This window comes from Streptomyces chisholmiae (assembly GCF_031845445.1).
GTDB classification, from domain to species: Bacteria; Actinomycetota; Actinomycetes; order Streptomycetales; family Streptomycetaceae; genus Streptomyces; species Streptomyces chisholmiae.
This window is the reverse complement of the sequence record NZ_JAVREO010000006.1, coordinates 97,794-123,949: the sequence shown is the minus strand read 5'-3', so window position 1 is coordinate 123,949 and position 26,156 is coordinate 97,794. Positions and strand designations below refer to the sequence as shown.

Below are 26,156 nucleotides of genomic sequence, written 5' to 3'. Positions count from 1 at the left end.
CAGCCGCGAGTAGCCGCGCTACCCGGGGGTGGCGGCCCGGGCGGGGGCGCCGGTGGCTCAGAGCCGCCAGCGCACCCGCTCCTTCGGGTGGTAGCCGCACCGCGTCCCGGTGGTGACGGCGGCCCGCAGGTGGGCGGCCAGCTCCGGGTGCCGCTCGTCCAGCCGCCGCAGGGTGTCCCTGATCCGGGCGGTCACGGTCTTCCTGGCCCGTTCGGCCTCGTCGCCCAGCCGCCGGGCCCGCCCGCCGAGGCCGGCCGCCGCCCGCAGCTCGGCCAGCAGAGCCCGGCGTTCGCCGTCCAGCCGGCCGGCCCCGGCGGCGTCCCCCCGGGCGTCCGCCCGGTCGATCTCCGCGTCCAGCTCGGCCAGCCGCCGCCGGTAGGCAGCCCTGGCGGTGTCGTCCAACACCGGGTCACCGCCCAGCGAACGGGCCGCCGCCAGCTCCTCGCCGCCGGCCGGGTTCAGCAGCCGGGCCGCCGGCACGTCGGTGCCCGGCCTGGCCAGCAGCTCCCGCAGGTCGGTGAGCCCCTTCGCGGGCGGCAGCCGCACCGTGCGGCCCGCGAAGAACAGCGTCCACAGCGCGCCGTCGAAGCGGAACTCCGCCTCCTCCCCGTCCTGTCGCCCCAGCGACAGCCGGCCGTCCCTGACCTCCCGCACCCGCGCGCCGAGCCGCGCCAGCCCCAACTCCTCGGCCTCCCCGCCCGCCGCCCGCAACAGCGCCTCCGCCTCCTCGCCGGCGCCTGGCCCGCCGACGGTCAGCAGCACCTCAGCCTGCCGCACCCGCGCCCGCGCGGCCCACGGCCGGGCCCGCAGCAGATCGGCCGAGCGCGCCGCCGCGGCGAACCGCGCCGCCGCCGTCTCCCAGTCGCCCAGCGCCGCCGCCAACTCGCCGAGCCACAGCGCGAACGGGCCGCCGATGTCGGAGCCGTAGAGCGAGACCGCCCACTGGTCGGCGACCGGCGCCAGCGTCTCGGCCACCGCCAGGCAGCGCCGCCGGTCCCCCAGCAGCACCGCGGCCTGCGCCTGGAAACGCAGCCAGAGCGCTCGGACCGACCCCGGATAGCGCTGGTCCCCGTCGCCGGCCGCGGCCAGCGCCCAGCAGACCCGCTCGCCGTCGCCGCGCTCCGCCGCGGTGATGCCCTCCAGCAGCTCCGGATGGCGGTAGCCCACCGCCGGCAGTTCGGCCAGCAGCTCCTCGGCCTCCGCCAGCCGCCCCTGGAGCAGCAGCCGACTCCAGTCCATGTGCAGCACGTGCCGCTGGTAGATACGGTCCTGGCGGCGCTCGGTGACCAGCGACTCGGCCCGGTCCTGGAGCCGTTCGGACTCGGCGAAGTCGCCCTGGAGGGCGGCGACCACCGCCCGGTCGACCAGCGCCGACACCTCGAAGCTGGGCCGGGCCAGCCGGGCCACCGTCGTCTCGAACTCCCGCAGCTGCTTCCGGTAGTCCGGGTCGCCCAGCTCCAACAGCGCCACCCAGCGCAGCGAGGTCGCGAAGTGCTCCAGGTCGGCGTCCCCGGTGCGGCGCGCCAGGGCGGCCAACTCCTGGGTGAGCACCGCCCGTTCGTCCGCCGAGCCGGGGCCCCAGATCGCCGCGTGCCGGGACCAGAGGCCGGCGGCCAGCACGTCGTCGTTCCCCTCGCGCCGCCCCAACACCGCGACGCGCACGGCGAGTTCGCGGGCCAGCCGGTTCAGCGTCGGCTGGTCGTCGGGCGCCGGCACCGGCTGCTCGCCACCCCGGGGCACCAGCTGGCCGTGCGCCGCGGCCAGCAGCGCCGGCAGCGTCTCCCGCACCAGCCCGCGGCGCGCCGCCCGGGACCGGTGCAGGCGGAGGGCCACCCGGGCCGACAGCAGCGGGTCGGCCAGCCGCTCGGCCTCCGCCAACGCGCCCTGGACGTACGGCCACACGGCCTCCCACGCGCCGTCCGCCGCCAGGCTCTCGGCCAGTTCGAGACCGAGCAGCACCCGACGCCTGGGGTCCACGTCGGCGGCCAGCTCGTGGGCCCGCCGCAGGTGGCCGAGCTCCTCGTCGTACGCCATCCGGCTGCCCGCGTCGGCCGCCGCCGCCCGCAGCAGGGCCAGCGTGCTCGCCGCCGGCACCTGGTCGCCGGCCAGCAGCGCGTGCCGGGCCCGGTCGGCCGGCACCACCAGGTCGGCCAACTCCGGCTGCTGGTCCAGGCCCCGGACCACGGCCGCGTGCCGGCGCCGCGCCTCGGCCTCCGGCAGCTGCGCGTAGAGCGTCTCCCGCACCAGGTCGTGGACGAAGCCGAACCGGCCGGTGCCCCGCCGCACCACCAGCCGGGCGGTGAGCGCCGTCTCCAGCAGTCGGTCGGCGCGGGCCGGCGGCGTCGCCAGGCTGCCGGCCAGCACCCGCCGGTGGAACTCCCGGCCCAACACCGCGGCCTGCCGCAGCAGTTCGGTCACCTCACCGGGCAGCAGCGCCACCCGCCGGCGCACCGCGTCCGCCACCCCGGGCGGCACCGTGCCGCCACCGGCGTGCCAGAGCCGGGCGGTCTCCTCGACGAAGAACGGGTTGCCGCCGGTGCGCCGGTGCACCTCGGCCACCAGCGCGCCGTCCGGCTCCCGGCCCACCGTGCGGCCGATCAGCGCTCCCACCTCGGCCTCGTCCAGGCCGCCGAGCGAGAGCGTGGTGGCGCGGGCCAGCAGCGGCAGCACGGCCGCCAGCGGCGAACGGGGCTGCGGTGCCGCCGTTCCCCCGGCGCCCGCCTCCGTGGTCGCCGCCGGGTCGGTCGCCGAGGCCTGCGCCGGCCCGCCGTCGCCCGGCCCGCCGTCGGCCGCCGGGCCCAGCTCCGCGTCCCGGTAGGTGCCCACCAACAACACCCGCTCGAACCATGTGTGTTGGGCGACGAAGCGGAGCAGTCGCAGCGAGGCGGCGTCCGCCCAGTGCAGGTCGTCGATGACCACCAGCAGCGGCCGGCGCTGAGCGGCCGTCACCAGCGCCGTGGTCAGCGCGTCGAAGAGCGCGAAGTCGCCGCGCGCGCCGTCCTCGCCCGGCCCGCGCCCGGCCGGCTCGTCCGACCCACCCAGCAGCACGCCCAGCGCGTGGCCCGAGACACGCGCCAACTCCGCCCACTCCTCGGCGTCCAGCAGCCGGCGCAGCGCGCGCAGCACCTGCACCCACGGCCAGTGCCCCGGCGCGTTGTCCGCGTCCCAACAGGAACCCCCCAGCACCAGGAAGCCCTGCCGGCCGGCCTCCTGGGCGGCCCGGGTGACCAGCGCGGTCTTGCCGATGCCGGCCTCCCCGGCGACCAGCACCAGACCACCGTGGCTGGCGGCGGCCCTGGCGATCTCGGCGCCGAGCACCGACAGGGCGTGCTCCCGGCCGATCAGTGGATCGAACACGTGTGCCTTCCGTCGTGTCCTGTGCTGTATGAGGATGACACAATGCTGCCTTCCACCCCTCGGCTCATCGCTGACGCCCACGTAGAGACGCTGGCCGACCTCGACCCGTCCACGGGCCTCGCCCTCGGTATCCGCCCCGGCGTCTCGGCGCTCCCCGACTACTCGCCGGCGGGACAGGAGGAGATAGCCGAGGCGCGCCGCGCCACCCTGCGGGACCTGACCGCCGCCGAGGCCGCCGCCGACGACGGGCTACCGGCCGTGGAACGCCGCGCGGCCCGACTCCTCCGCGAACGCCTGACCACCGAGCTGGACAACCACGAGGCCGGCGAGGGGCTGCGCCAGGTGCGCAACCTGTTCTCCCCCTTCTTCCACCTCCGCGGCATGCTCATCCAGGCCCCCAAGGAGACCCCGGACGACTGGGCGGTCATCGCCGGCCAGCTGCGCAACACCCCCCGCGCGCTCGCCGGTTACACCGAGAGCCTGACCGTCGGCGTCGAGCGCGGGCTGCTGGCCGCACCCCGGCAGGTGCGCACCCTCGCCGAGCAGCTGCGCGAACTCCTCGCCGCCGACTGGTACACCACCCTCGTCGCCGGAGGACCCGCCGAGCTGCGCGCCGAACTCGACGAAGCCGCCCGGCAGGCCAGCGCCGCCGTGGCCGAGCTGCGCCGCTACCTGACCGACAGCTACCTGCCGGCCGCCGCCCACACCCCCGACGGCGTCGGCCGGGACCGCTACCTGCTCGGCGCCCGCGCCTGGAACGGCGCCCACCTGGACCTGGACGAGGCCTATGCCTACGGCTGGGCCGAGTACCGCCGGCTGACCGCGGAGATGCGCGCCGCCGCCGCCGAGGTGCTGCCGGGCGAGACCACCCTGGCCACCATGCGGCACCTGGAGGAGCACGGCACCGCCATCGAGGGGGAGGAGGCGGTCCGGAACTGGCTCCAGGAGCTGATGGACCGGGCCATCGACGCGCTGGACGGCGTCCACTTCGACCTGGCCGAACCGGTGCGCCGGGTGGAGGCGATGATCGCCCCGCCGGGCAGCGCCGCCGCGCCCTACTACACCCGGCCGTCCATGGACTTCAGCCGGCCAGGAAGGACCTGGCTGCCCACCCGGGGCGCGACCCGCTTCCCGACCTGGCAGCTCGTCTCCATCTGGTACCACGAGGGGGTGCCGGGCCACCACCTCCAGTTCGCCCAGTGGGTGCACGTCGCCGACCGGCTCTCCACCTACCAGGCCAGCCTCGGCTCGGTCAGCGCCATGACCGAGGGCTGGGCGCTGTACGCGGAACGGCTGATGGACGAGCTGGGCTACCTCACCGAGCCCGCCGAACGCCTCGGCTACCTCTCCGCCCAGATGATGCGTTCGGTGCGGGTGATCATCGACATCGGGCTGCACCTGGGGCTGCGTGTCCCCGCCGGGGAGGACTTCCACCCCGGCGAACGCTGGACCCCGGAGCTGGCCACCGCGTTCTTCCGGCAGAGCACCGGCTTCGACCAGTCGTTCACCGACTCGGAGATCGTCCGCTACCTGGGCATGCCCGGGCAGGCCGTCTCCTACAAGCTGGGGGAACGGGCCTGGCTCGCCGGCCGCGACGCGGCCCGCCGCCGGGCCGGCGCCACGTTCGACGCCCGCGCCTGGCACATGGCCGCGCTGTCCCTCGGCTCCCTCGGCCTGGACGACCTGACGGGCGAACTCGGCCAGCTCTAGCCACCGGGCCCGCCGCCCGACCCCGCGGTCGGCCCCCGTCGCCGGCCGGCCGCGCGGGGGCGGTGCAGCGCGGTGGTGCAGCGCGGTGGTTCAGCGCAGGTGGTCGGTGACGGCGGCCAACCAGGCCGTCGGCTGGTCGACATGCGCCATGTGGCCCGCCTCGTCCAGCAGGACGGCGCGGGCCGTGGGTATGCGGCGCGCGGCCCGCTCCGCCAGGGCGGCGGGGAAGACCATGTCCTGGCGGCCGTGCAGCAGCAGCGTCGGCAGGCCGAGCGCGGCCAGCCTGCCGGCGGCGTCCGTCGGCAGCGCGGGCGGCAGGGTGCCGGCCCGGAAGGGGCCCAGCCACTCGGCCGTGAAGCGCACCCGCGCCAGCCGCGCCAGATAGTCAGGCAGCGCCGCCGCCCGCCAGACGTTGGCCGGCGCCCCGGCCACCGCGGCGGCCCGGGTGAGGGCCGGGCCGTCCAGCGTCGGGTCGGCCCAGACCCTCGCCTCGGGGGCCCGCCGCTCGGCCCGTTCCGGCCAGTCGTCGTAGGCGTCGGCCGGCACCGGCAGCACCGTGCTGGAGGCGATCACCAGCCGGCGCACCCGCTCCGGCGCGGCCAGCGCCAACCGCTGGGCGAGCAGCCCGCCGTAGGAGAAGCCGAGCACGTCGACCCGGGCCACGTCGAGTGCGGCGAGCAGCGCCAGCAGGTCGCCCACGGCGGCGTCCGGGGTGTACCGCTCGGGCGCCAGGCCGCCGGGCGACCGGCCGCAGCCCCGCAGGTCGGGCAGCAGCACCCGGCGCCGGCCGGCGAGCCGCCGCAGCGGGTCCAGCAGGTAGCCGTGGTCCCAGTCGGGGCCGCCGTGGATCACCAGCAGCGTGCGCTCGGCCGGGCCGTCGATCCGGCCGACGTGCAGCCGCAGCGCGCTCACCCCCGGCTCACGCCCCCGGCGGAGGAGCCGCGCACCTCCAGGTGGGCCAGCAGATGCTCGGTGGCGGCGGTGATGTCGGCCACCGCCTGGTCGAAGACCGCCCGGTTGTGCGCGGCCGGGGCCCGGAAGCCGCTCACCTTGCGGACGTACTGGAGGGCCGCCGCCCGGATGTCGTCCGCGGAGACATCCGGCGTGGCCGGGGGACGGAGGGTCTTGATGCTGCGACACATGAGCCCAGTGTGCCCCCGCCCACTGACAATCCGCCGGACGAGCCGCCGCCGCCCGCCGGCCCCCGGCCGCCCACCAGCCGCTCGCCCCGCCCCAACTGGCCGCCCGCCACTGGCCGCCTCGCCCCTGCTCGCCCCGCCCGTCTCGCGCGGCCGCCCGCCCCGGCGCACGCCCAGCGCGATAGTCCACACACGCCCCGTCATCGTCCACAGCCCCCGCCCTAGCATCGAAGCGGATGCCAGGTCGCGCGGCACGGCTTCTCTCCCCCCAACACCCCCCACATACCGGACGGAGAGTCTCATGCGCAGGACGAGCGCACGATTCAAGCTGGCCAGCGCGGTCGCGGTGACCGCGGCCGTGGCGACCGTCGGTGGCCTGACCGCCGCGACCGGGTCGGCCTCGGAGCCGGCCGACATCGCCCCGCTGGCGGTCGGCAGCCCCACCGGCTTCGGCGCCGGCACCACCGGCGGAGCCGGCGGCGACGTCGTCACGGTCACCTCGGGCGACGAGCTGATCGAGGCCGCGGGCAGCGACGGGCCGCTCCAGATCGAGGTCGAGGGCACCGTCTCGGTGGACTCCATGGTCCGGGTCACCTCGGACAAGTCCATCGTCGGCGCCGGATCCGGCGCCACCATCGAGGGCAGCGGCCTCAACATCAGCGAGGCCGACAACGTCATCGTGCAGAACATCGTGTTCGCCGACTCGAACGACGACGGGATCAACGTCCAGTACAGCACCAACGTCTGGATCGACCACAACGACTTCACCAACCCCAACGACGGGGCGCTGGACATCAAGCGGGCGTCCACCGACATCACGGTGTCGTGGAACCACACCTACGACTCCGACAAGAACATGCTGCTGGGGCACGACGACGGCAACGGCTCCGAGGACATCGGCAAGCTGAACGTCACGTACCACCACAACTGGTTCGACGGGGTCAACCAGCGCAACCCGCGGGTCAGGTTCGGCGACCCGGTGCACGTCTACAACAACTACTACCAGGACATCGGCAGTTACGGCGTCGCCTCGACCGAGGACGCCGGGGTGCTGGTGGAGGCCAACTACTTCGAGAACACCGACGACCCGTTCCACCTCGGCGAGGGGGACTCGGGCGACGGCTCGATCGTGGCCAGGGACAACCACTTCGAGAACTCCGGCTCGGGCGAGACCGGCGGCTCGGTGGCCGGCATCCCCTACAGCTACTCGCCCGACGCGGCGGCCGACGTCAAGTCCATCGTGTCCGGCGGCGCCGGGGTCGGCCAGCTCTAGCGGGACTCCACCGGCGCGGCCGACCGACGTCGGACCGGCCGCCGGCGGGCCGGGCACGGCAGCGCCCGACTGACCGGGGCCAGCGGTACGGCACGTGAACGCCGTGCCGCTGGCCTTGTCGGCGTGGCCGGGCGGCGCTATCGTCCTCGCCACCTCGGCGGCGTCGCCGGGGCACCGCAGCGCGCCGCGCGGCGCGCGCCCAAGCGCTGCCGAGGAGCGAGGCTGCCGCATGGTGGAACACGCGCTCGGGGACCCCCCACCGACCGAGCCGCCGGCCGGACCCGCACCGGCCGGATCGTCGGACGTTCCCGTGCCCCCCGAAGTCCCCCGCCCGGCGCCCGCGCCGCTCGCCGTGCGCACCGCCGGACCCGCGCGCCCCGCCCCCGAAAGAACCAGCCCCGAAAGACCCACCCCCGCACGACCCCCCGCCGCAAGACCCCCCGCGGCCGGGCGAGTTCACCGTCCCGTGCTCGGCCTGCTGACGGCCAACATCCACCTGGGCGTCGGCGCCACCCTGTGGTCCGGGGTGCGCGAGGCCGTGGAACGCGGCGGCGCCAGCCTGGTCTGCTTCCCCGGGGACGCGGTCCGCGAGGGCGCGCCGCGCAACGCGCTCTACGAACTGCTCGACTCCGCCGGGCTGGACGGGGCCATCTGCTGGACCTCGACGCTCGGCCTGCCGGCCCCCGGGGACCGGGCCGCCCGGCTGGTCCGCACCCTCGGCGGGCTGCCGGTGGTCAGCCTCAACCGGGCGTTGGCGGACCACGAGACGCTGCTGCTGGACAGCTACGCGGGGATGCGGAAGGCCGTCGGCCACCTGGTGACCGGCCACGGCCGACGTCGACTGGCCTGCATCCGGGGCCCGTTGACCAACCCGGTAGCGCTGGACCGGGCCCGCGCCTACACCGAGGCGCTGCGCCGGCACCGGATACCGCAGGACCGCACGCTGACCGCCGCCTCGCTGGACTACGCCGCCGGCGCCGGCGCGGCGGCCATGCGGGTGCTGATCGACGTGCGGGGGCTGCGGCCCGGGCGGGACTTCGACGCGGTGGTGGCGTGCAGCGACGCGCTCGCCGCCGACGCGCTCCGCTTCCTCACCGCGCGCGGCGTGCGGGTTCCCGAGGAGGTGGCGCTGATCAGCTTCAACGACTCGGTGGAGGCCCGGGTCAGCGACCCGCCGCTCACCTCGGTCGCGCTGCCGTTCGGCGAGTTGGGGGCGCTCGCCGTGGACACCCTGCTGGCCAGGCTGCGGGGCACCGCCCCGCCGGCTCGCCGGGTGGTGGCCGGCACGCTGATCGTCCGCGGTTCCTGCGGCTGTCACTCGCCGCTGGTCGAGCAGCTGGCCGAGGAGCCGCCGGAGCCCGGCGTCGAACAGGCCCTGCTGGACGTCGAGTTGCGCGCCGGGCTGCCCGGCGGGTCGGACGAGACGGGCGTCGACTTCCTGCGCCGACTGGAGCGCCGACTCGGCGCCGGCGTGCGGAGCCTGGAGGACGCGACCGCCTGGGACCTGGCGCTGCACGGGCTGCGCGCCCGGCCGGCCGACGACCAGGCGCGGCTGGAACGGCTGGTCGGCCAGGCCAGGTTGCTGGTGGCCGACAAGGCCAGGCGGCTGCTGGAGTACGACCGCTGGACGGAGGAGCAACAGGCGAGGCGGCTGCGGGCGTTGGCGACCGTGTTGACCACGGTGACGGACACCGCCGGGCTGCGGCGGGCGCTGGAGCGGCACCTGCCGGGGCTGGGCGTGCCGCGCCACCGGCTGGCGCTGCGCGAGCCGGGCCGGGCCACGCCCCCGCCGGTGGGCGAACTGCTGCCCGCCGACGAGCGGTTCACCGTCGTGCTGGAGCCCCTGCACATCGGCGACGAGCAGTTGGGCTACGCCGTCTTCGAGACCGGCGGCCCCCGGCAGCGGTGGGACGGCAGCGGCTCCGGCGGCGGTCCGGGCGCGCTCTGCCGGGCGCTGGGGGACCAGATCAGCGCCGCGCTCAAGGGAGTTCGGCTCTTCACCGAGGTGCGGGGCGCGCGCGACGCGGCCGAGCGGGCCAGCCGGTTCAAGACCCGGCTGCTGGACAACACCACGGACGAACTGCGCAGCCCGGTCGAGGCGATCCTGCGGCACACCGCCGAGGGCGAGGTGGCCCACGAGCACGCGGGCCGGCTGCTGCGGCTGATCGACGACCTGCTGGACCTGTCGCGCTCCGAACTGGACGCCCTGGACCTGCACCGGCGACTCGTGGACCCACACGCGCTGTTGACTGAAACGTTTCGACGGGCCGGCGGCCAGCCCGCCGGGCTGCGGCTGCCACCCCGGCTGCCGGTGGTGCGGGCCGACGCCGGCCGGCTCACCCAGATCGTGCTCAACCTGCTGGTCGCCGCCGCCGGCCCGGGCCTCGCGCTGCGCGCGACCGCCGGCCCCCGACACCTCGAAGTGCTGGTCACCCGGCCCGACTTGGTAGTCGAGGAAGGCGAGGAGGAACGGCTCTTCGAGCCCTTCGCCAGCGGCACCAGGGGCAGCCGGCTCGGCCTGGCGATCGCCCGCCGGCTCGCGGTGACCCACGGCGGCGCGGTGGCCGTGCACCGCGCCCGTGGCCGCGCCGGCTTCCAGCTCACCCTGCCGCTGCCCACCCCGGCCGACGGCCCGGGCCGGCCCGCCGCGCCGCCGGGCGACGAGCTGCTGCTGCTCGCCATCGACCAGCAGGACCAACTCGCCTCCGAGACCAACGCGTTGGCCCGCCGGCACCGGCTGCGCCCACGCCGGCCGGGGCCGGACGAGGAGCTGGCCTCGCTGCTCGGACCGCCGGCCCCGGCCGCCGTGGTCTGGGACGCGGCGGCGCCCGGCGCCGCCCGGCTCTGGACCACCGTCCGCCGGCTGCACGACCACCCGGCGCTGCGGCACACCCCGTTCCTGCTCTACGGACCGCTCAGCGGCGACGACCTGCACCAGGCGCTGCACGCCCTGCGGCCCTCGGCGCTGGCCAAGTCGCTGCTGGTGGTGGACGCCTCGACGGCGCGCAGGGAACGCGTCCGGGCGCTGCTGACCGAGGCGCTGCCCGGCCACCAGGTGCGGGCCGCGGCCGACGGCACCACCGCGCTGGCGCTGCTCGCCGACGACCCGCCGGGGGTGCTGGTCGTGGACCGGACGCTGCCCGACATGGCCGGCCTCGACGTGGTCGAACGGCTGCCGGGGGTACCGGCGTTGCTGCTCAGCGACCGCGGCTTCACGGTCGCCGACGCGCGGCGCGCGGAGCCGCACCCGGCGCTGCTGTTGCTGGGCCGGGACATCCTCACCGACCAGGAGACGGTACGGCTGCTGGGCTCCCTGCTGGAGCGCGCCGACCCGGCCGCCCAGCGCGCGGCGGCGCCGGTGCGCTACGCGCTGGCCTACCTGGAACAGCACTACCGCCACCGGTTCTCCCGCTGGCAGGTGGCCCAGGTGGCGGGGGTGAGCGAGGACCACCTCGGGCGGCTCTTCCACCGCGAACTGGGGCTGACGCTCTGGGAGTACCTGACCAGGCTGCGCATCCAGCGGGCCAAGGAACGGCTGGCCACCAGCGACGACAGCGTGCAGACGGTGGCCAGGGCGGTGGGCTTCCACGACCGGGCCTACTTCAGCCGGGTCTTCCGCCGCCTGACCGGCGTGGCGCCGCACGCCTACCGCGAGACGGACGGGGCGGCCGCCCACTGACCTCACTTGAACATGTCGTTCACTCTGTTTCGTTGAGAACGCTCCGTTGACAATGGGTCGTTATCGGCGGCAGAGTGGTCGGCATGACCCAGGAGGACCCCTTCACCCCACCCGACCCGGCCGCGGCCGCCGCCCGCCGGGCGTACACCGCGCTCTTCCAGATCGCCGAGCGCCATGCCGCCACCCCCGAGCAACGCGCGCGGGGCGCGCACCCCGCGGTGCTCGCGCCCCACGAGGCGGTGCGGCTGGTGGCCTTCCTGCTCAGCGGCGCGGCCGAACGCGCGCCGGACGAGCCGGAGGTGGACCGCGCCGACATCACCGCCGCCCTCACCCTCGTCCCCCGCGCCCGCGCCGAGTTCGACGAACTGGAGCGCGGCCTGCTGGAGATGGCCAGGGGCCGCGGCCTGACCTGGCAGGACATCGCCTTCGGCCTCGGCCTCGCCACCCCCCAGGCCGCCCGCCAACGCCACGCCCGCCTCACCACCCGCACCCCGGGCACCCCGCCGGCCCCGGACCCCGAATGAACCGGATGAACCACCCCGCCCCCTGGGAAACGGGCCCCGGACCCACCCCACAACGACGCCCCGCCCCCGGCCTGGGGGCCGGGGGCGGGGCGTGCCGGGCGCGGAGCCCGAGGAGGCTGTGCGCGTGGGTGGCTCAGGCCAGGTCGAAGCGGTCCAGCTCCATCACCTTGTGCCAGGCCGCGACGAAGTCCGCGACGAACTTCTCCTTCGCGTCGTCGCTCGCGTAGACCTCGGCCAGCGCCCGCAGTTCGGAGTTGGAGCCGAAGACCAGGTCAGCGCGGCTGCCGGTCCACCGGACCTCACCGGTGGCGGCGTCGAGGGCCTCGTAGGCGTTCGCCTCGCCGGCCACGGCCTGCCAGGTGGTGCCCAGGTCGAGGAGGTTGACGAAGAAGTCGTTGGTCAGCGCGCCGGGGGTGTCGGTCAGCACCCCGGTCGAGGAACCGCCCTGGTTGGCGCCGAGCACCCGCAGCCCGCCGACCAGCACGGTCATCTCGGGCGCGCTCAGCGTCAGCAGGTTGGCCCGGTCCAGCAGCAGGTACTCGGCCGGCAGCCGGTTGCCCTTGCCCAGGTAGTTCCGGAAGCCGTCGGCGGACGGCTCCAGGGCGGCGAACGACTCCTCGTCGGTCTGCTCCTGCGTGGCGTCCACCCGGCCCGGGGTGAACGGCACCTCGACCTCGAAGCCGCCTTCCTTGGCGGCCCGCTCGACGGCCGCGCCGCCGCCCAGCACGATCAGGTCGGCCAGCGAGACCCGCTTGTCGCCGCTCTGCGCGGAGTTGAAGGTCTCCTGGACGCCCTCCAGGGCGCGCAGCACCGCAGCCAGCTGCTCCGGGTCGTTGACCTCCCAGTTCTTCTGCGGCTCCAGCCGGACCCGGGCGCCGTTGGCGCCACCACGGCGGTCGCTGCCGCGGAACGAGGCGGCCGACGCCCAGGCGGCGGAGACCAGCTGGGACACGGACAGCCCGGTGCCGAGGATCTGCTCCTTGAGCGAGGCTATGTCGGCCGCGTCGATCACCGGGTGCGTCAGCTCGGGCAGCGGGTCCTGCCAGAGGAGCACCTCGCTCGGCACCTCGGGGCCGAGGTACCGGGCCACCGGGCCCATGTCGCGGTGGGTCAGCTTGAACCAGGCGCGGGCGAAGGCGTCGGCGAACTCCTCCGGGTGCTCCAGGAAGCGGCGGGAGATCCGCTCGTAGGCCGGGTCGAAGCGCAGCGACAGGTCGGTGGTCAGCATCGTCGGCGCGTGGCTCTGCTCCGCGTCGTGGGCGTCCGGCACGGTGCCGGCGCCGGCACCGTCCTTCGGCCGCCACTGCTGCGCGCCGGCCGGGCTCTCGAACAGCTCCCACTCGTAGCCGAACAGGATCTCCAGGAAGGAGTTGTCCCAGGTGATCGGCGTGTTGGTCCAGATGCCCTCAAGGCCACTGGTGATGGTGTCGCCACCCTTGCCGGTGCCGTGGCTGTTGCGCCAGCCGAGGCCCTGCTCCTCGATGGACGCGCCCTCGGGGGCGGGGCCGACGGCGTCCGCCGGGCCGGCGCCGTGGGTCTTGCCGAAGGTGTGACCGCCGGCGATCAGCGCCACGGTCTCCTCGTCGTTCATCGCCATCCGGCGGAACGTCTCCCGGATGTCGCGGGCCGCGGCGACCGGGTCCGGATTGCCGTTGGGGCCCTCCGGGTTGACGTATATGAGGCCCATCTGGACCGCGCCCAGCGGGCTTTCCAGCTCGCGGTCACCGGTGTAGCGCTCGTCGCCGAGCCAGGTGGTCTCGGGGCCCCAGTAGACGTCCTCCTCGGACTCCCAGACGTCCTCCCGACCGCCGGCGAAGCCGAAGGTGGTGAAGCCCATCGACTCCAGGGCCACGTTGCCGGCGAGGATCATCAGGTCGGCCCAGGACAGGCTCTGGCCGTACTTCTTCTTGACCGGCCACAGCAGGCGGCGGGCCTTGTCGAGGTTGCCGTTGTCCGGCCAGCTGTTGAGCGGCGCGAACCGCTGCTGCCCGGCCCCGGCGCCGCCGCGACCGTCGCTGATCCGGTAGGTGCCCGCGCTGTGCCAGGCCATCCGGATGATGAACGGGCCGTAGTGCCCGAAGTCCGCCGGCCACCAGTCCTGGGAGGTGGTCAGCACCTCCTCGATGTCCCGCTTCACGGCCGGGAGGTCGAGGCCCTGGAACGCCTTGGCGTAGTCGAACTCCGCGCCGAGGGGGTTGGCCACGGCGGGGTTCTTGGCGAGGACCTTGAGGTTCAGCCGCTCCGGCCACCACTGGCGGTTGCCGCCACCCTGCGTCGGGTGCGGCGCCCGCCCGTGCGCGACCGGGCAGCGACCTTCGCCTTCCGTGTTCGCGTCGGGGACGATTGCGTCGGGATTCTCAGCCATGGAAAACCTTCCGGACTCGCGGGAGCACAGTGCTCGGGAACTGCTCGAAGCGCAGGGACTGCGGCGTGAGGCTGGGGGACTGCTCGGAACTGCTGCCGGGGCGCGCGGAACCGCCGCTGGGCGGCTCCGCACTGCCGGGGACCGCCCGGCGCCCACGGGCCGAGGGCGGCGCACCGCCCACGGGTCGGGGCGCCCCGCCCGCCGGCGGGCCTGGGCAGCCAGCCGCGGACGCGCACCATCGAGGCCGTGGCCTGCGGTGTGGCGCACCGGGGTTGGGACGCGGCCCGGGGTGCGGACCGGATCGTGGGGCGGGCGCGCGGGCGTCCGGGACGCGGACGCGCGGGAGACGGAAGCCACTCGGTGCCGGCCCGGGGCGAACCGGGGCGGGCCCGGCGGGCGCGCGGTGCGAGGTCACCGGATGGACGGCGCGCCGTGCGGCCTTCCCGACCCCGATCAGCCTCAGCAACCCGCTTGACCAGCGGCGGAGTTGCGCGGCATCGCGCCAAACCGTCACGTACGTCCCCGCCGTTGTCTCATCCCTTGGCTTTCACCGGCAGTGTGATCCTATAATGGACTGAGTCTAAGTCAATACGATACCCAATTCTTGACGTATGAGCCGGACTCGTACGAATCACCCTCGTATACATTCGTTCCGCAGGCGACGCACTATGAGGTTGGTGGCCATGAGTGACCTACTGGACCGACTCCGGGGACGTGGCTGGCGGATGACCGCCCAACGCCGGGTCGTCGCAGAGGTGCTCGACGGTGAGCACGTCCACCTCACCGCGGACGAGGTGTTGGAGCGCGCGACCGTCCGACTCCCGGAGATCTCCCGCGCGACCGTCTACAACACCCTGGGCGAACTCGTCACACTCGGCGAGGTGATCGAGGTCGCCACCGACGGGCGGGCCAAGCGCTACGACCCCAACGCGCACCGCCCCCACCACCACCTGGTCTGCTCGGGATGCGGCGCCATCCGCGACGTGCACCCCGTCGGCGACCCGCTCGCAGACCTCCCCGCCGCGGAGCGGTTCGGCTTCACCGTCGCCACGGTCGAGGTCACCTACCGCGGCCGCTGCCCGGACTGCGCCACGGCGGCCTGAACGGGCGGCCCACCGGCAGTGACCGTTCGCCCGGCGGCTGGTCGTCGGCGATCCCTGAGGGACCTGTTCCCTCCCTCTGTCCCGTCGCGTTGGTACCGCGCCGTGCGGCGCTCGTCGTGCCGCGCGCATGCGGACGCCTCTGAAGTCCACCACTTCGACGGCGGGTTGAGCCAGGTGTGACTGCCCTGCTCGGGCGACACGCGTGTGGTGTGGCCCGGTTCGGGAGGACCGAGTGGCGTGGCGGTGCCACGGGCGCCGTGCTCCCCACGGGGTGGGTATCCCCCTGCGTCAGCGCCGAGTTGTGGCGAGTCGATTCTCCGTTGCCCCCTGACGGGGGTCCCGTCGCCGTGTCGAGGCTCGAGCGGTGGCCATCCATGGTCCTTCCGAAACTCTCTTGCAGGTGCCTATAAGGGCACTTGTATGATGAGCTGCATGCAGAACGTGTCCTTCGTTATGGTCCATGTCGGCCAGAGCACCGAGGCGCAGCGGAACCTCCGCCATGGCCTCGAGACCCGATCCTGGGGTTTTCCCGACTGGAAGCCCGAGTTCCGTACCGCCCACCCGCGCTTCGCCGTCCTCGCCACCGGCCTCGCCCCGCGGGTCCCGTTCGCCCAGTGGAGCAGGGGGAAGATCACCCTCCACCTCTTCGAGGTCGTGCAGAACTTCCACCGGGGCAAGGCCCCCCACTGGCCCGACGAGGATGCTGAGAACACCGTCAAGTACCCGGTGCGCTTCGGCATCGAGCCGTTGGCGATGCTCCGCGACGTGCCGTTGGACGAGCACGGTCCGCTGGGCCTCGCCGGCAGCGACGCGGTCCGGCGCTCCGGCATCGAACGGGGCATCGGGAAGCTGGTCGACCTCGACCCGCGCCCTCTGCTCGTAGCGGCCGGGATAGGGGAACGCTGGGAGGAACACCAGGAGATACCGCTCAACCGCACCCCCGGCATCACCGTGGAGCAGCTCGAGGCCCCCAAGTCGCCGAAGCGGCGACGCCGGGGTGCCGGCTTCATCTCCGATCCCAAGAAGCGCAAGGCGATCGAGCTGCACGCCGAGGACATGGCCGTGGCGCACTACGAGCACGAGGGGTGGCGGGTCGAGCGCCTCGGCAAGCCCTACGACCTGCACTGCACCCAGGGCGATGAGGTGCGCTGCGTAGAGGTGAAAGGCACCACCGGAGCCGCCACCAGCGTCGATCTGACCATCAACGAGGTCGAGCACGCCCGGAATCCGCAGAACACCGTGGACCTCTACGTGGTGAGCGACATCAGCGTGAACGTACGGGTCGAACCGTACGCGACCAGCGGCGGTCGCGTCACCCACATCAGGGACTGGGAGCCGGCCGAAGAGGACCTGAGGCCGAGGAGCTTCGAGTACCGGCTGCCCCGCAGCTGAGGAAACGTTCAACCTCCGCCGGTTCGAGACGACCGGCCGCTCCGTCCCCGTATCGCCCGATCGAGACCTCCGGAGACCTCTCGTGGCCCTCCTTCGCATGTCCGCGCGCGCCCTCTACGACCACAGCCGGAACGGTGGCCTCGTGGCGCCGCTCGCGGAGAAACACCGATCCGCCTTCGGCCACTACCCATCAAAGGGTGAACGCCAGTCGTGGGCCAACAGCCTGCCGGCCCTGGGACGAGTGCTGTGTGACGCCCACCTCGACGAGGTGGAGGTGCTGATCGAACAGCGCCTGCCGCTGGCGAGCCTGCGGGCCGACGTCATCCTCGCCGGCTCGCACCCCACGACCGGCCGTAGGTCCTACGTCGTCGTCGAACTCAAGCAGTGGAGCAGCGCGACGGCCATCCCAGACGCCGCGGACCTCTTCCAGGTGCCGGGGAAGAGGAACCACGCCTCGCTGCACCCCGTCGTCCAGGTTCGCCGCTACTGCGACTACCTGCGCAACTTCACCAACCTGCTCAGCGACGAGCGGGACATGGTGACAGGCGTCGTGTACCTGCACAACGCGGCCGACCAGGACGTCGAGGACCTGTTCCCGCTCGCCGACGCCGAGGCGCCGCTCTACACCGAAACGACACGTGGCGCGCTCATCCAGCACCTGCAGACCCGCCTCGCGCCGCTGAACGGCGCACGCGAGGCGGACGAGCTGCTGGAGAGCCCGACCGCCCCGGGGCGTCAACTCATGCGGGCGGCGGCGGAGGAGATCATCGACGGGGACCAGTTCCTGCTGATGGACGAGCAACAGGTGGCGGTTTCCCTGGTGAACCGGGCCGTGGCCCGGGCACACCGCGCGGACCGAAAGGAGGTGATCGTGGTCACCGGAGGGCCCGGGTCGGGCAAGAGCCTCATAGCCCTCCACCTCATGGGGCACCTCGGACGCAACGGACGCGCAGCCGTCCACGCCACCGGTTCGCGGTCGTTCACCAGGACACTGCGGCACGTCGTCGAACGCAGGAACCGCGAGCTCGCCCACCTCTTCCGCTACTTCATCGACTTCTCGGCCGCCGAGCGCAACGGACTGGATGTCCTGATCTGCGACGAGGCCCACCGGATCCGGGATCGGCGCACGAACGGCAACGTGGCTTCCCAGCACGGCGGTCGCACCCAGGTGGAAGAACTCATCGACGCCGCCCGCGTTCCGGTGTTCCTGCTCGACGAGCACCAGGTGGTGCGCCCAGGAGAGACGGGCAACGTCGAGGACATCGATCGGACCGCGCACGCGCGTGGGTGCCTCGTCCGCCACGTCAACCTCAACAACCAGTTCCGCTGCGGTGGCAGCCGAGCCTACGAAGCGTGGGTGCTACGGCTCCTCGGACTCGCACCGGGAGGCCCGGTGCCCTGGCGGGACGAGGAGGGCTTCGAACTGCTGCTCGCCAACTCACCCCAGGAACTCGAGAGCCACCTTCGCCGACAGCACGAGGCCGGCCACACCGCCCGGATGACCGCGGGATTCTGCTGGCCCTGGAGCGCTCCACGCGCGGACGGCAGTCTGGTCGACGACGTGGTCATCGGTGACTGGCGGCGGCCCTGGAACTCCAAGAGTGACAGCAGCACGAGCAACGCGCCCGTGTCTGCCCTGTGGGCCACCGAACAGGGCGGCTTCGGTCAGATCGGCTGCATCTACACGGCGCAGGGCTTCGAGTACCCGTGGAACGGTACGATCCTCGGCCCCGACCTGGTATGGCGCGGCGACGGTTGGCGCGCGGTGCCCGAGGCGAGCCGCGACGGCAGTGTGGCGACGGCGGTGCCGGACGACTTCCACCGGCTGATCCGCAACACCTACAAGGTGCTGCTCACCCGCGGCCTGGCCGGCACGGTGCTCTACTCGACCGATGCCGAGACCCAGGCGAAACTCCGGACCCTGGTGCCTTCGGTCGTCCCCACCGGCGCCTCTAGCGCGGCCTGAACCAGCGGCTGACGTGAACGGCTCAGTTGTGTTTTCCGCGTTCTACTCTGGGCCGTTAGCCTTTTGACCCGGCGTGTACACCTGGTCCGGAGGCATGAAGAGTTTGGTGCCAGCACCGTGCATGCGCATCACCGTTTGGCTCAGCTGGGCGGCCAGCCGACCCGCACAACGACGTAGCCCCCGACCGCTGAACGGTCGGGGGCTACGTGACAGCCCGGTGAAGGCTGGGCGGAGGATACGAGATTCGCACTCGTGAGGTGTGCCCCCAGCACGCTTTCCGAATGTTCGTCTACGCATCCAGCAACAGCCTTGGGAGTCCTGACCCGCGGCGGAGCCTCTGGGGCGACCGTGCGGGGACGGGGCCGGACCGGGGTGAACGAGACCAGAACTGAGACCAGCGAGAGTCGTGTTGAGGAGGTGGTTTAGTCGCACCGACTCTCTTTACCTCCGCCTGCGCGGCTGTGCGCACCTCGGCCCGACCGGCGCCGGCGCGGATCAGGAGGTTTCGCAGGCCCCGGTCATTCGTCCCGGAGGCGGATAGCCAGAACTGTCCCGTCGGCTCGGATCGATACCGTGTTCCAGTACTTCGCTGTGCTGCGCGACGGCCACTGCCCTCGCCGGCCGTGCGTCTCGCGACGGTACTCGTTGACGTGCCCCTGGTGGAGATGAGTGTAGAGACTTCTCTCAAGCCCGGAGAACGCTTCTACCCGGGTGCCGTTGAGGCGGTAAATGTGATCGGTGCCGACGAAGTCGATGTCGTGGATGCGGTGCTCCGCGTCTCGCATCCCAGCCTTGCTGGCCTGGGCGTCGTGCTGGAAGTGGCGGCGTCCTTGCTCCTTGGTCAGGTACTGGGCGGTGGGTGTGCCACCTCCGGTGAAGGCGGTGAGTGCGGCTGCTTCCGTCCTGGCCAGCACGACGCTGAACCAGCCGAAGGAGCCGGGCAGTACCTGGAACCCGGGAATGACCGTCCTGTCGCCTTCCGTGGGCAGCACGACGTCGGACATGAGGTTTTCTTGGGGGAGTTCGACGTCGAGGTCGACTCCCTGAGTATCGCCGGGCGGCCGGAGCAGGGTCGTGCCTGGCGCTTCCAGAACATGCAGGGCGAGACTCTCCTTGGCTGGGATCTCGGTGCCTATGAGGAGGTAGGGGACAGTGCCATAGGGGCCGATGTGGACTGACTCCACGTGGGCACTGGCGGTGCTGAGCTGCTTGTACACCTGATGAACGCTGCTGTGGGTCCCCTTCGAGGTCATCAGGAAGACCTTGGACGGCTGTCCGGGTTGCCAGGCTTCGACAAAGAAGTGGGGGCGTCGCTGCAGCGGTTCCGGGCGAGCTCCGGTGCCGGAGCTGCGTAGGGTCCAGCCAGCTTTCAGAGCGATGTCCGCCGGGATCACGGAAACCGAATGGTCGGGGTACCGGGACCTGACTATGTGCTCGGCCAGCAGCGAAGCGAAGCCGGTGCCGATCTCTCCGGACTGCGTGGCCTTGTAAAAGCGGAGGAGATCGCGCCCCTCGGACGACAACCGCAGAAATTGACCCCGGTTCGCTTCCAGTGCCTGGCTGTAACGCAGGCTGCCCCAGTGCTCGGCGAGTCCTCGACCGGCGCCCTGACGAGCCGCCGCAGCGCCGAGACCGATGGCGTGCAGGACTTGCCAGGGGGTGAGTGACAGTGATCGGGGCGCTCTCCGAACGGCGCCGTAGTCGGTGCGCCTGCGCAGCGGGCCCCGCCCGTCCTCCACACGCTTCTTGTCTTCGTCTGCAGCCGCCTTGGTTACTTCGGCGGCGAGTTCATGAGACGAGCGGACCTGCACGTTGGAGGTGGTGCCCAGTTCGTCCAGGATCTCGGCGATGGCTTTGGTTCCGTCCTCGCGCACCGGCACCCCCTGTGTCGTTGCCGTCTGGTGTGAGCGACGGTAGAAACGTGCCGGGGGGCGCGTGCAAGTACACACACGGGGGCGCACGACTGGATCTGGTCACCTCTTACGTCCTTGACGCTCGGACCGACTATCTGCGACCAGAAGGCGAACCTAGCTTCTCTGCTCGCTGCGGGTGAGAGCCCCGTGCGCTGTCCTCCCGTGAGTGCGGCCACCGAGAGGCCAGGCTCACCGAGTCCCGAGTGAACCAGGCGAGCAATTGAGCCCGCTCCAATCGTCAGGAGCTGGACACCGTCGCGGCCGAGCCAACAGTCGTCCACGCATCACACTCGACTGGGAAATCCCTGCCGAGCGTCTCGCCAAGCTCCTGGCGACAGCCAGTTGATCACTGTGTCGCTACGCCCCCTGGAACCCGCCGGCGGACGGCCATGGGTCACGCGCGATGGAACGTGTTACCCATCCAACCGTCGGATGATCTCCAGGACGTAGGCGGTCCATCCGGTTCCACACGCGGGGCAGTGGGTGATGTGGTCGTGCTCCTGAAGTCGACGGGCGCGATCACGGGAGAAGCCGGGGAACTCGACCGCGTACAGGATGGAGAAGCGGGCGCCGCACCCACGACACCGGCGGACCAACGTCTGGCCCGCTACCGCGTCGTGGAAGTCCTCTTCCGTGGTCGTGCCCGCAGCGACTCGTGCGTCCAACTCGGTGAGCGAAGCCCTCCCACTCCAGTGGAGATACAGCGCGACAAGCGGGGACTTCGACAGCGGCCGGAAAACGATTCGGCGCACCCGGACATTTCCGGCCAGCAGTGCGTCTTCGTGAGGGTCGAGATACTGTACCGGCTCCTCGGCGTCCAGCGCCTCGCCACCAGAGAAGTACCTGACTGACACACCACCGATGATCAGGTTGTGGGCTCCCAAGGCGTTGCCTCGACTCCGTTTCTGATGAGAACTTCCGACTCTCCGGCGCCCTCAAGGCTCTGGAAGATGACGTCCCCCGGAGAAACCTGGGCGGTGTAGACCTGGCCCCCTTCGGCGAACTCTATCGCTTTGTCCATATCCGTGGTGAAGGAGATCATCGAGCGATCGCCCGATACTTCGGTGATCTCCTGGCCCCACTCGCCATGTGCCTGGGCATAGTCGGTCTCACTGCCCCAGGTGGATACCGCTGAGTCGTGCTGCGTCCGCGAGGTGCTGAGGGCATCGGTGAGATTCTCGCCATTCTCCATGTACGCGGTTCGCGCGGAGTCGCTCAGAAGCCAACCGGTGCTCTGGTGAATCATGTTCTCCAGGTAAAGCCTTGTGCCTCGATACACCGTCACCAGGAGAGCTTCCTCATCGCAGGCGGAGAGGCCAAGCGGGTCGGAGCCGATCGTCGGGTTTCGGACGAAGGAGTACGGGTTCGGATCGGGTGCCAAACCCAGCGGGTCCGAGGTAGCGTACCGGCCGATCTCAGGGTCGTAGTAACGGTGGACGTTGTAGTACCAGCCGGTCTCCGGGTCCGCGTACTGCCCAGGGGAGCGGAGCGGAGTGTCCGCCGCGTCCCTGCCCACCTGAGGTGGGGAGGCCGTCAGTCCCCACAGAGTCGAACGTGCTCGCCAGGCTATCGAGCCGTCGTCGGCCACGAGCTGGGTGGGCGTGCCGACGAGATCGGTGATGATCGCGTGGAAGCGGCGATCGACTTCCTCCTGGCTGACCGCATGAGTGCGGCGCTCCGTCTGGGCCAGCGGCGTGCGGCCGTTGTAGTCCCACGTCAGGGTGGTCTCTTCGGAGGACTCCGCGGTGCTTCTGACTTCCTCGGCGAGAAGGGAACCGTGCCAGGTGAAGTCGACACGCTCGACGACGCTCGTTCCGTCGGCGCTCAGCCGTTCCTTGCCGAGCCGGCGGCCGAACGGGTCGTAGTGGTAGCGCCACGTCGCTCCATCGGGGGTGACCGCCGTCGTCAAACGGTTCTCGGCGTCCCAGGAATAGCGCCAGGTGGCCTGCTCACCAGTGGAAGGCGCCTTTGTCTTGACACAGACCCGACCGGCCTTGTCGTACACATAGGTGGTGCTGCCGGCGCGGATCAGGGACTGTCCGTCGAAGTCGCGCGGACCGGCGGACTCCGCGGCGATGTCGAGGTCCCAGTGAGCCGAGGTCTGGTTGCCCCAGACATCGTAGGAGTAGGTTTCCTGGACGTCAGGACCGGTGACCTCGGTGACTCGGCCTGCGTCATCCAGTACGTAACGGGTGGTCCCCCCGGGACGGGAGACGGCGGCCAGCCGGGCGCCCGGACCATAGGCATACCGGTACTCATCAATGATCCCGACCGCGTCGGCGCCGCCGTTGTTCCGCAAAGTCTGACTGATCAGATGGCCCAGCGGGTCCCATGCCCGGTCGAGCACGACGGAATCGCCGATGATCCGGCGCACTTCCCGTCCCTCACGGTCGCGTTCGAAGTCGATGCCGCGGCCGGAGACATCCAGGTTAACCGGTGCGCCGGTGGCCGAGTAGGTCCAACGGCTCACATGGCCGGAAGGGGTAGTCCTGGCAGCGAGGCGTCCGGTGGTCTCGTAGGCGAGCCGCAACGTACGGCCGTTGACCGTCTCGGTGACCAGTCGGCCGCTGGGGTCGAACTCGCGCGCCAGATCCACCCCGTTTGCGGAGGCGTTTACCACACGCCCACGTAGGTCCCGCTCGAAATGGACGTTGCCGCCCTCCGAGGTGGTTTTACCCACCAGCTCGCCACGGGCACTGTAGCGATACTCGACGGACTGCCCGGCGGCGTTACGACGGCCCACCAACTGCCCCGCCGCGTCATAGTCATACACGGTGACGCGATTGTCGAAGTCCGACTCCCGCGTGAGTCGTCGCCGCACGTCGTGGGAGTAGTCCCAGCTACGGCCGTCAGGTCCGGTCACCCGCACCAGGTTGAGTTCGGTGTCGCGGGTAAAGACGTATGGCACTCCGTCCGGCCCGGTGCGGCGTGTCGGCTGTCCGAAGGGGCCGTATCGCAACCGTGTGATGCCGCCGGTCCGCTCGAAGTGCGCCAGGAGGTTGCCCTCTCCGTCCCATTCCCAACTCTCCCGCTCGCCGCCGGCGTTGACGCGCTCAAGCGGCTTTCCCTCGGTCGACCATCGGGTACTGCTCTCACCACCGATCGGATCGACGACCGTGGTGGGCCTGCCGAACGCGTCGCGGACACATCGTGCGACGCGCCCCTGCGGATCAGTGATCTCCGTCGGCAGCCCCTTCTCGTCAGACCCGATCCGGGTGACGTTGCCCTGTCCGTCGGTCACCGAGGCAAGGGCTCCGGAAGGGGCGTAGCCATAGCGGACTCGCTCTCCGGAGGCATCGACGGTCTCGACCCTGTTGCCACGCTCGTCATAGACATGGCGCCGGACCGAACCGTCCGGCGCGATCACGGCTGTGGGCAGACCTCGGCCATCGAACTCGGTGCGGATGCGGCTGCCGTCGGGGCGTTCGAACGCGGTGAGCCGTCCTTCCCCGTCGTACTCGCACCGCGAGGTGCGGCCCAACTCGTCGGTGACGGAACCCAGTCGCTGCTCGTCGGCCCACGTCAGGCGGAGCGTGTCACCGAAGGGGTTGGTCTCGGCCACCAGGCGGTAGCTGCTGTCGAACTCATAGACGGTCGCGTTCCCGAGCGAGTCTGTGAAGGTCGTCGTGCGTTGCTCTTCGTCGTAGGCGATCCGACAGGCCAGCACCCCGCCGCTGCCGTCGGTGCCCACACAACGGTCAGCGTCATCGTAGAGGTATTGATACCAGTGGCCGATACGATCTTCCCAACTGACCACCCTGTGCTGGGCGTCGTAGCGGAGGGAGAACGGCCGGTCGGCAGAGTCGCGCACCTCAGCGAGGTCGCCAGCTTCGTGGTAACGGAAGCTGACCAGCACCGGTTGGTCCTCGCCGCTCAACAGGCGCATCTCAGTGATACGCCCCCGATCGGTTGTCACGCCGACGCGGTAGCCTCCGGAATGAAGTACCTCGCTGGGCGCACCGGTCGCGTCGTATCGGATGGCGACACGATTCCCGTGCCGATCCGTGATGGCGGCCAGCGGCAGAACGCCGCCCGCGGAGCCAGCCACAGGTTCGAAGTGCAGGGTGCGGCCCGCATCCGACTGGTGGACGGTCATCTCACCGTCGGCCAGGCCGTCCCAGGCCAACGCCCACTGGGGCCCGTTCACGGGCTCGACCGCATCCTCCACGCCGGCCAACGGCACCGGATAGAGCAGGGACATGCCCTCTGCCGTGTGGAAACGAACGCCCGCGTCATCCAACTCAAGCCGCTGGTCGAGCGTCGATGACCAGGAGGGACCGAACCAACGGCCGTTCTTCACCCCGGTCCTGTGATGGCGTTCGAGCAGCAAAGGCAGGACGCCGGGCAACGCGATATCCGTGGCGGACAGGATCACCTGCCCAGTCGCCATGTCAACGGGGTCGTTACGGCAGAACGTCCGCTTGATGGACCGGTTCATCCGTTGAAGACCACCGCGCAGCCCATTGAGGCTCGCGCTCACCCCCCGCAGCCCGGACCGAGCCGCGCTGAGTCCTCCCCGCAGTCCGCGGGCCAGTCCGCCGAGGGTGGTGAGTCCCTTCATGCCTGGAATGCAGTCGAGGGCGGCGAAAGCGACATCGAGAAGTCCGGCTTCTCCTCTGGCGTATTTGATGAGGGTGTCGGCGAGGACGACGACGGCGGCGGCGAGGACGACCCAGGCCAGCGGGCCGCCGATGATCATGACGACGACGCCGAGGACGGCGACGACCAGTTTGCACGCTTCGACGAGGGTGTCCCAGTTGTCGGTGACCCAGTCGATGGCTTTCTCCCACCAACGCCGGTTCTGGATGCCGGCGTCGGAGGCCCCGTCGATGTCACGGGCGCACTCGCGCGCCGCCTCCTCGCGCATCTCCTGTGCGTCGAGGGCGAGTTGGCGGGCGGCGGAGAGGCGTTCCTCGGCGTCGTTGACGCGGGCCTGGGCGGCGCCGGCGGCGGCCTGGGCTGCCTGTTGTTCGCGGGCCGCGGCGCGGACGTCGGCCTCGTCGGGTGGTTCGACGTTCTCGCGTTCGCCTTCGCGTTGGAGGCGTTCGGCCTCGTCGCCGGCCCGGCCGACCCAGTCGGTGGCGTCGCCGAGCGCGGACTGGGCACTCGCCAGATCCGCCTGCGCGGTGACGGCCCGGTCCAGCGCGCGGTCGGCCATGCCCTGCGCGGCCTGGAGTTTGGGCCAGTAGGTGTGCAGGGCCTGGCTGCAGAGGGAGTAGGAGTCTTCGAGTTTGGTGAGGTTGTCCGGGACGCCGTCGAACTCTCGGCGGAAGGCGTCGGCCGATAGCCCCGCCCACTCCAGCATGGCGCGCTCGCCCGCCATGCCCCGGATCTTCCCCAGCGCCTCACCGACATCGTCGGCGAACTCCTGCAACTCCTCCGCCAACTCCCGGACCTCGTCCGGATCCCCCGGTGTCGGGTCCCGGTCCATGTCCACCGGAGACCAGTCAGACGGCCGCGCCACCAATCCCACCCCCCGTGAGCGTTTGGTCCCACGAGGTTACCTGAGGCTAAGGCGCTCTCGTCATGAGTAAGGCGGTGGAGGAAAGGGCCAGGACGCTGTCGTCGGCGTTGTGTGCGCTCGCCGACCCAGACGGTGGCGGTGGTGCGGGGCGGCGCTCGCTCTGGGGTGAGGGGCGTGTTGACGGGAATCTCGTTCGTCCCCCCGAGCGGTGGAGTGGAGCCGCGCCGGCCCCCGGCTCCCGCATGCCCCCAACACAGATCAGGCCCGGTAC

General features: G+C 72.0%; 14 protein-coding genes. 7 read left to right on the top strand and 7 right to left on the bottom strand.

Features of this window, described 5'->3' with window-relative positions; all coding sequences use genetic code 11:
- Window positions 1-57: 57 nt before the first annotated feature.
- The gene (locus tag RM844_RS11910; protein ID WP_311667051.1) at window positions 58-3,357 is read right to left on the bottom strand and encodes an ATP-binding protein; all 3,300 of its coding nucleotides are present in this window, start codon (window positions 3,355-3,357) and stop codon (window positions 58-60) included.
- 42 nt (window positions 3,358-3,399) lie between these two features.
- On the opposite strand from RM844_RS11910, the gene RM844_RS11905 reads away from it, so the two are divergent.
- Window positions 3,400-5,067 carry a DUF885 domain-containing protein gene (locus RM844_RS11905; protein ID WP_311667050.1) on the top strand — a complete coding sequence of 556 codons (1,668 nt, stop codon included), beginning with the start codon at window positions 3,400-3,402 and terminating at the stop codon, window positions 5,065-5,067.
- A 90-nt stretch (window positions 5,068-5,157) separates the two neighbouring features.
- Here the strand turns inward: RM844_RS11905 and RM844_RS11900 are convergent, their stop codons facing one another.
- On the bottom strand, window positions 5,158-5,979 hold the full coding sequence (locus tag RM844_RS11900; RefSeq protein ID WP_311667049.1) for an alpha/beta fold hydrolase: 822 nt from the start codon (window positions 5,977-5,979) through the stop codon (window positions 5,158-5,160).
- Window positions 5,976-6,209 (bottom strand): DUF2277 domain-containing protein, encoded by a 234-nt coding sequence (locus RM844_RS11895; protein ID WP_311667048.1) that lies wholly within the window; start codon window positions 6,207-6,209, stop codon window positions 5,976-5,978. Before RM844_RS11895 ends, RM844_RS11900 begins: the two co-directional genes overlap by 4 nt.
- 298 nt (window positions 6,210-6,507) lie before the next feature.
- Here RM844_RS11895 and RM844_RS11890 point away from each other — a divergent pair, with 298 nt between their 5' ends.
- From RM844_RS11890 to RM844_RS11880, 3 genes are all read left to right on the top strand, one after another.
- Window positions 6,508-7,479, top strand: a complete 972-nt coding sequence (locus tag RM844_RS11890) for a pectate lyase family protein (RefSeq protein ID WP_311667047.1) — start codon at window positions 6,508-6,510, stop codon at window positions 7,477-7,479.
- 466 nt (window positions 7,480-7,945) lie between these two features.
- On the top strand, window positions 7,946-11,158 hold the full coding sequence (locus RM844_RS11885; RefSeq protein ID WP_311667046.1) for a substrate-binding domain-containing protein: 3,213 nt from the start codon (window positions 7,946-7,948) through the stop codon (window positions 11,156-11,158).
- Between the two features lie 83 nt (window positions 11,159-11,241).
- Window positions 11,242-11,682, top strand: a complete 441-nt coding sequence (locus RM844_RS11880; RefSeq protein ID WP_311667044.1) for a DNA-binding protein — start codon at window positions 11,242-11,244, stop codon at window positions 11,680-11,682.
- 133 nt (window positions 11,683-11,815) lie between these two features.
- Here the strand turns inward: RM844_RS11880 and katG are convergent, their stop codons facing one another.
- Window positions 11,816-14,047, bottom strand: coding sequence for a catalase/peroxidase HPI (gene katG / locus RM844_RS11875; protein ID WP_311667043.1), 2,232 nt, complete (start codon window positions 14,045-14,047; stop codon window positions 11,816-11,818).
- Between the two features lie 683 nt (window positions 14,048-14,730).
- Between katG and RM844_RS11870 the strand changes: the two genes are divergently transcribed.
- From RM844_RS11870 to RM844_RS11860, 3 genes are all read left to right on the top strand, one after another.
- A complete protein-coding gene (locus RM844_RS11870; RefSeq protein WP_311667042.1) occupies window positions 14,731-15,150 on the top strand; it encodes a Fur family transcriptional regulator in 420 nt (139 codons plus the stop codon).
- A 432-nt stretch (window positions 15,151-15,582) separates the two neighbouring features.
- The gene (locus RM844_RS11865; protein WP_311667041.1) at window positions 15,583-16,542 is read left to right on the top strand and encodes a protein NO VEIN domain-containing protein; all 960 of its coding nucleotides are present in this window, start codon (window positions 15,583-15,585) and stop codon (window positions 16,540-16,542) included.
- Window positions 16,543-16,639: 97 nt separating this feature from the next.
- Window positions 16,640-18,508 (top strand): DUF2075 domain-containing protein, encoded by a 1,869-nt coding sequence (locus tag RM844_RS11860; protein ID WP_311667040.1) that lies wholly within the window; start codon window positions 16,640-16,642, stop codon window positions 18,506-18,508.
- A 518-nt stretch (window positions 18,509-19,026) separates the two neighbouring features.
- Here RM844_RS11860 and RM844_RS11855 read toward each other — a convergent pair.
- The 3 genes from RM844_RS11855 to RM844_RS11845 form a co-directional block, all read right to left on the bottom strand.
- Window positions 19,027-20,382, bottom strand: a complete 1,356-nt coding sequence (locus RM844_RS11855) for a hypothetical protein (RefSeq protein ID WP_311667039.1) — start codon at window positions 20,380-20,382, stop codon at window positions 19,027-19,029.
- A 452-nt stretch (window positions 20,383-20,834) separates the two neighbouring features.
- Window positions 20,835-21,275 (bottom strand): hypothetical protein, encoded by a 441-nt coding sequence (locus RM844_RS11850; protein WP_311667038.1) that lies wholly within the window; start codon window positions 21,273-21,275, stop codon window positions 20,835-20,837.
- Between the two features lie 11 nt (window positions 21,276-21,286).
- Window positions 21,287-25,852, bottom strand: coding sequence for a DUF6531 domain-containing protein (locus tag RM844_RS11845; RefSeq protein WP_394814494.1), 4,566 nt, complete (start codon window positions 25,850-25,852; stop codon window positions 21,287-21,289).
- Between the last annotated feature and the right edge of the window lie 304 nt (window positions 25,853-26,156).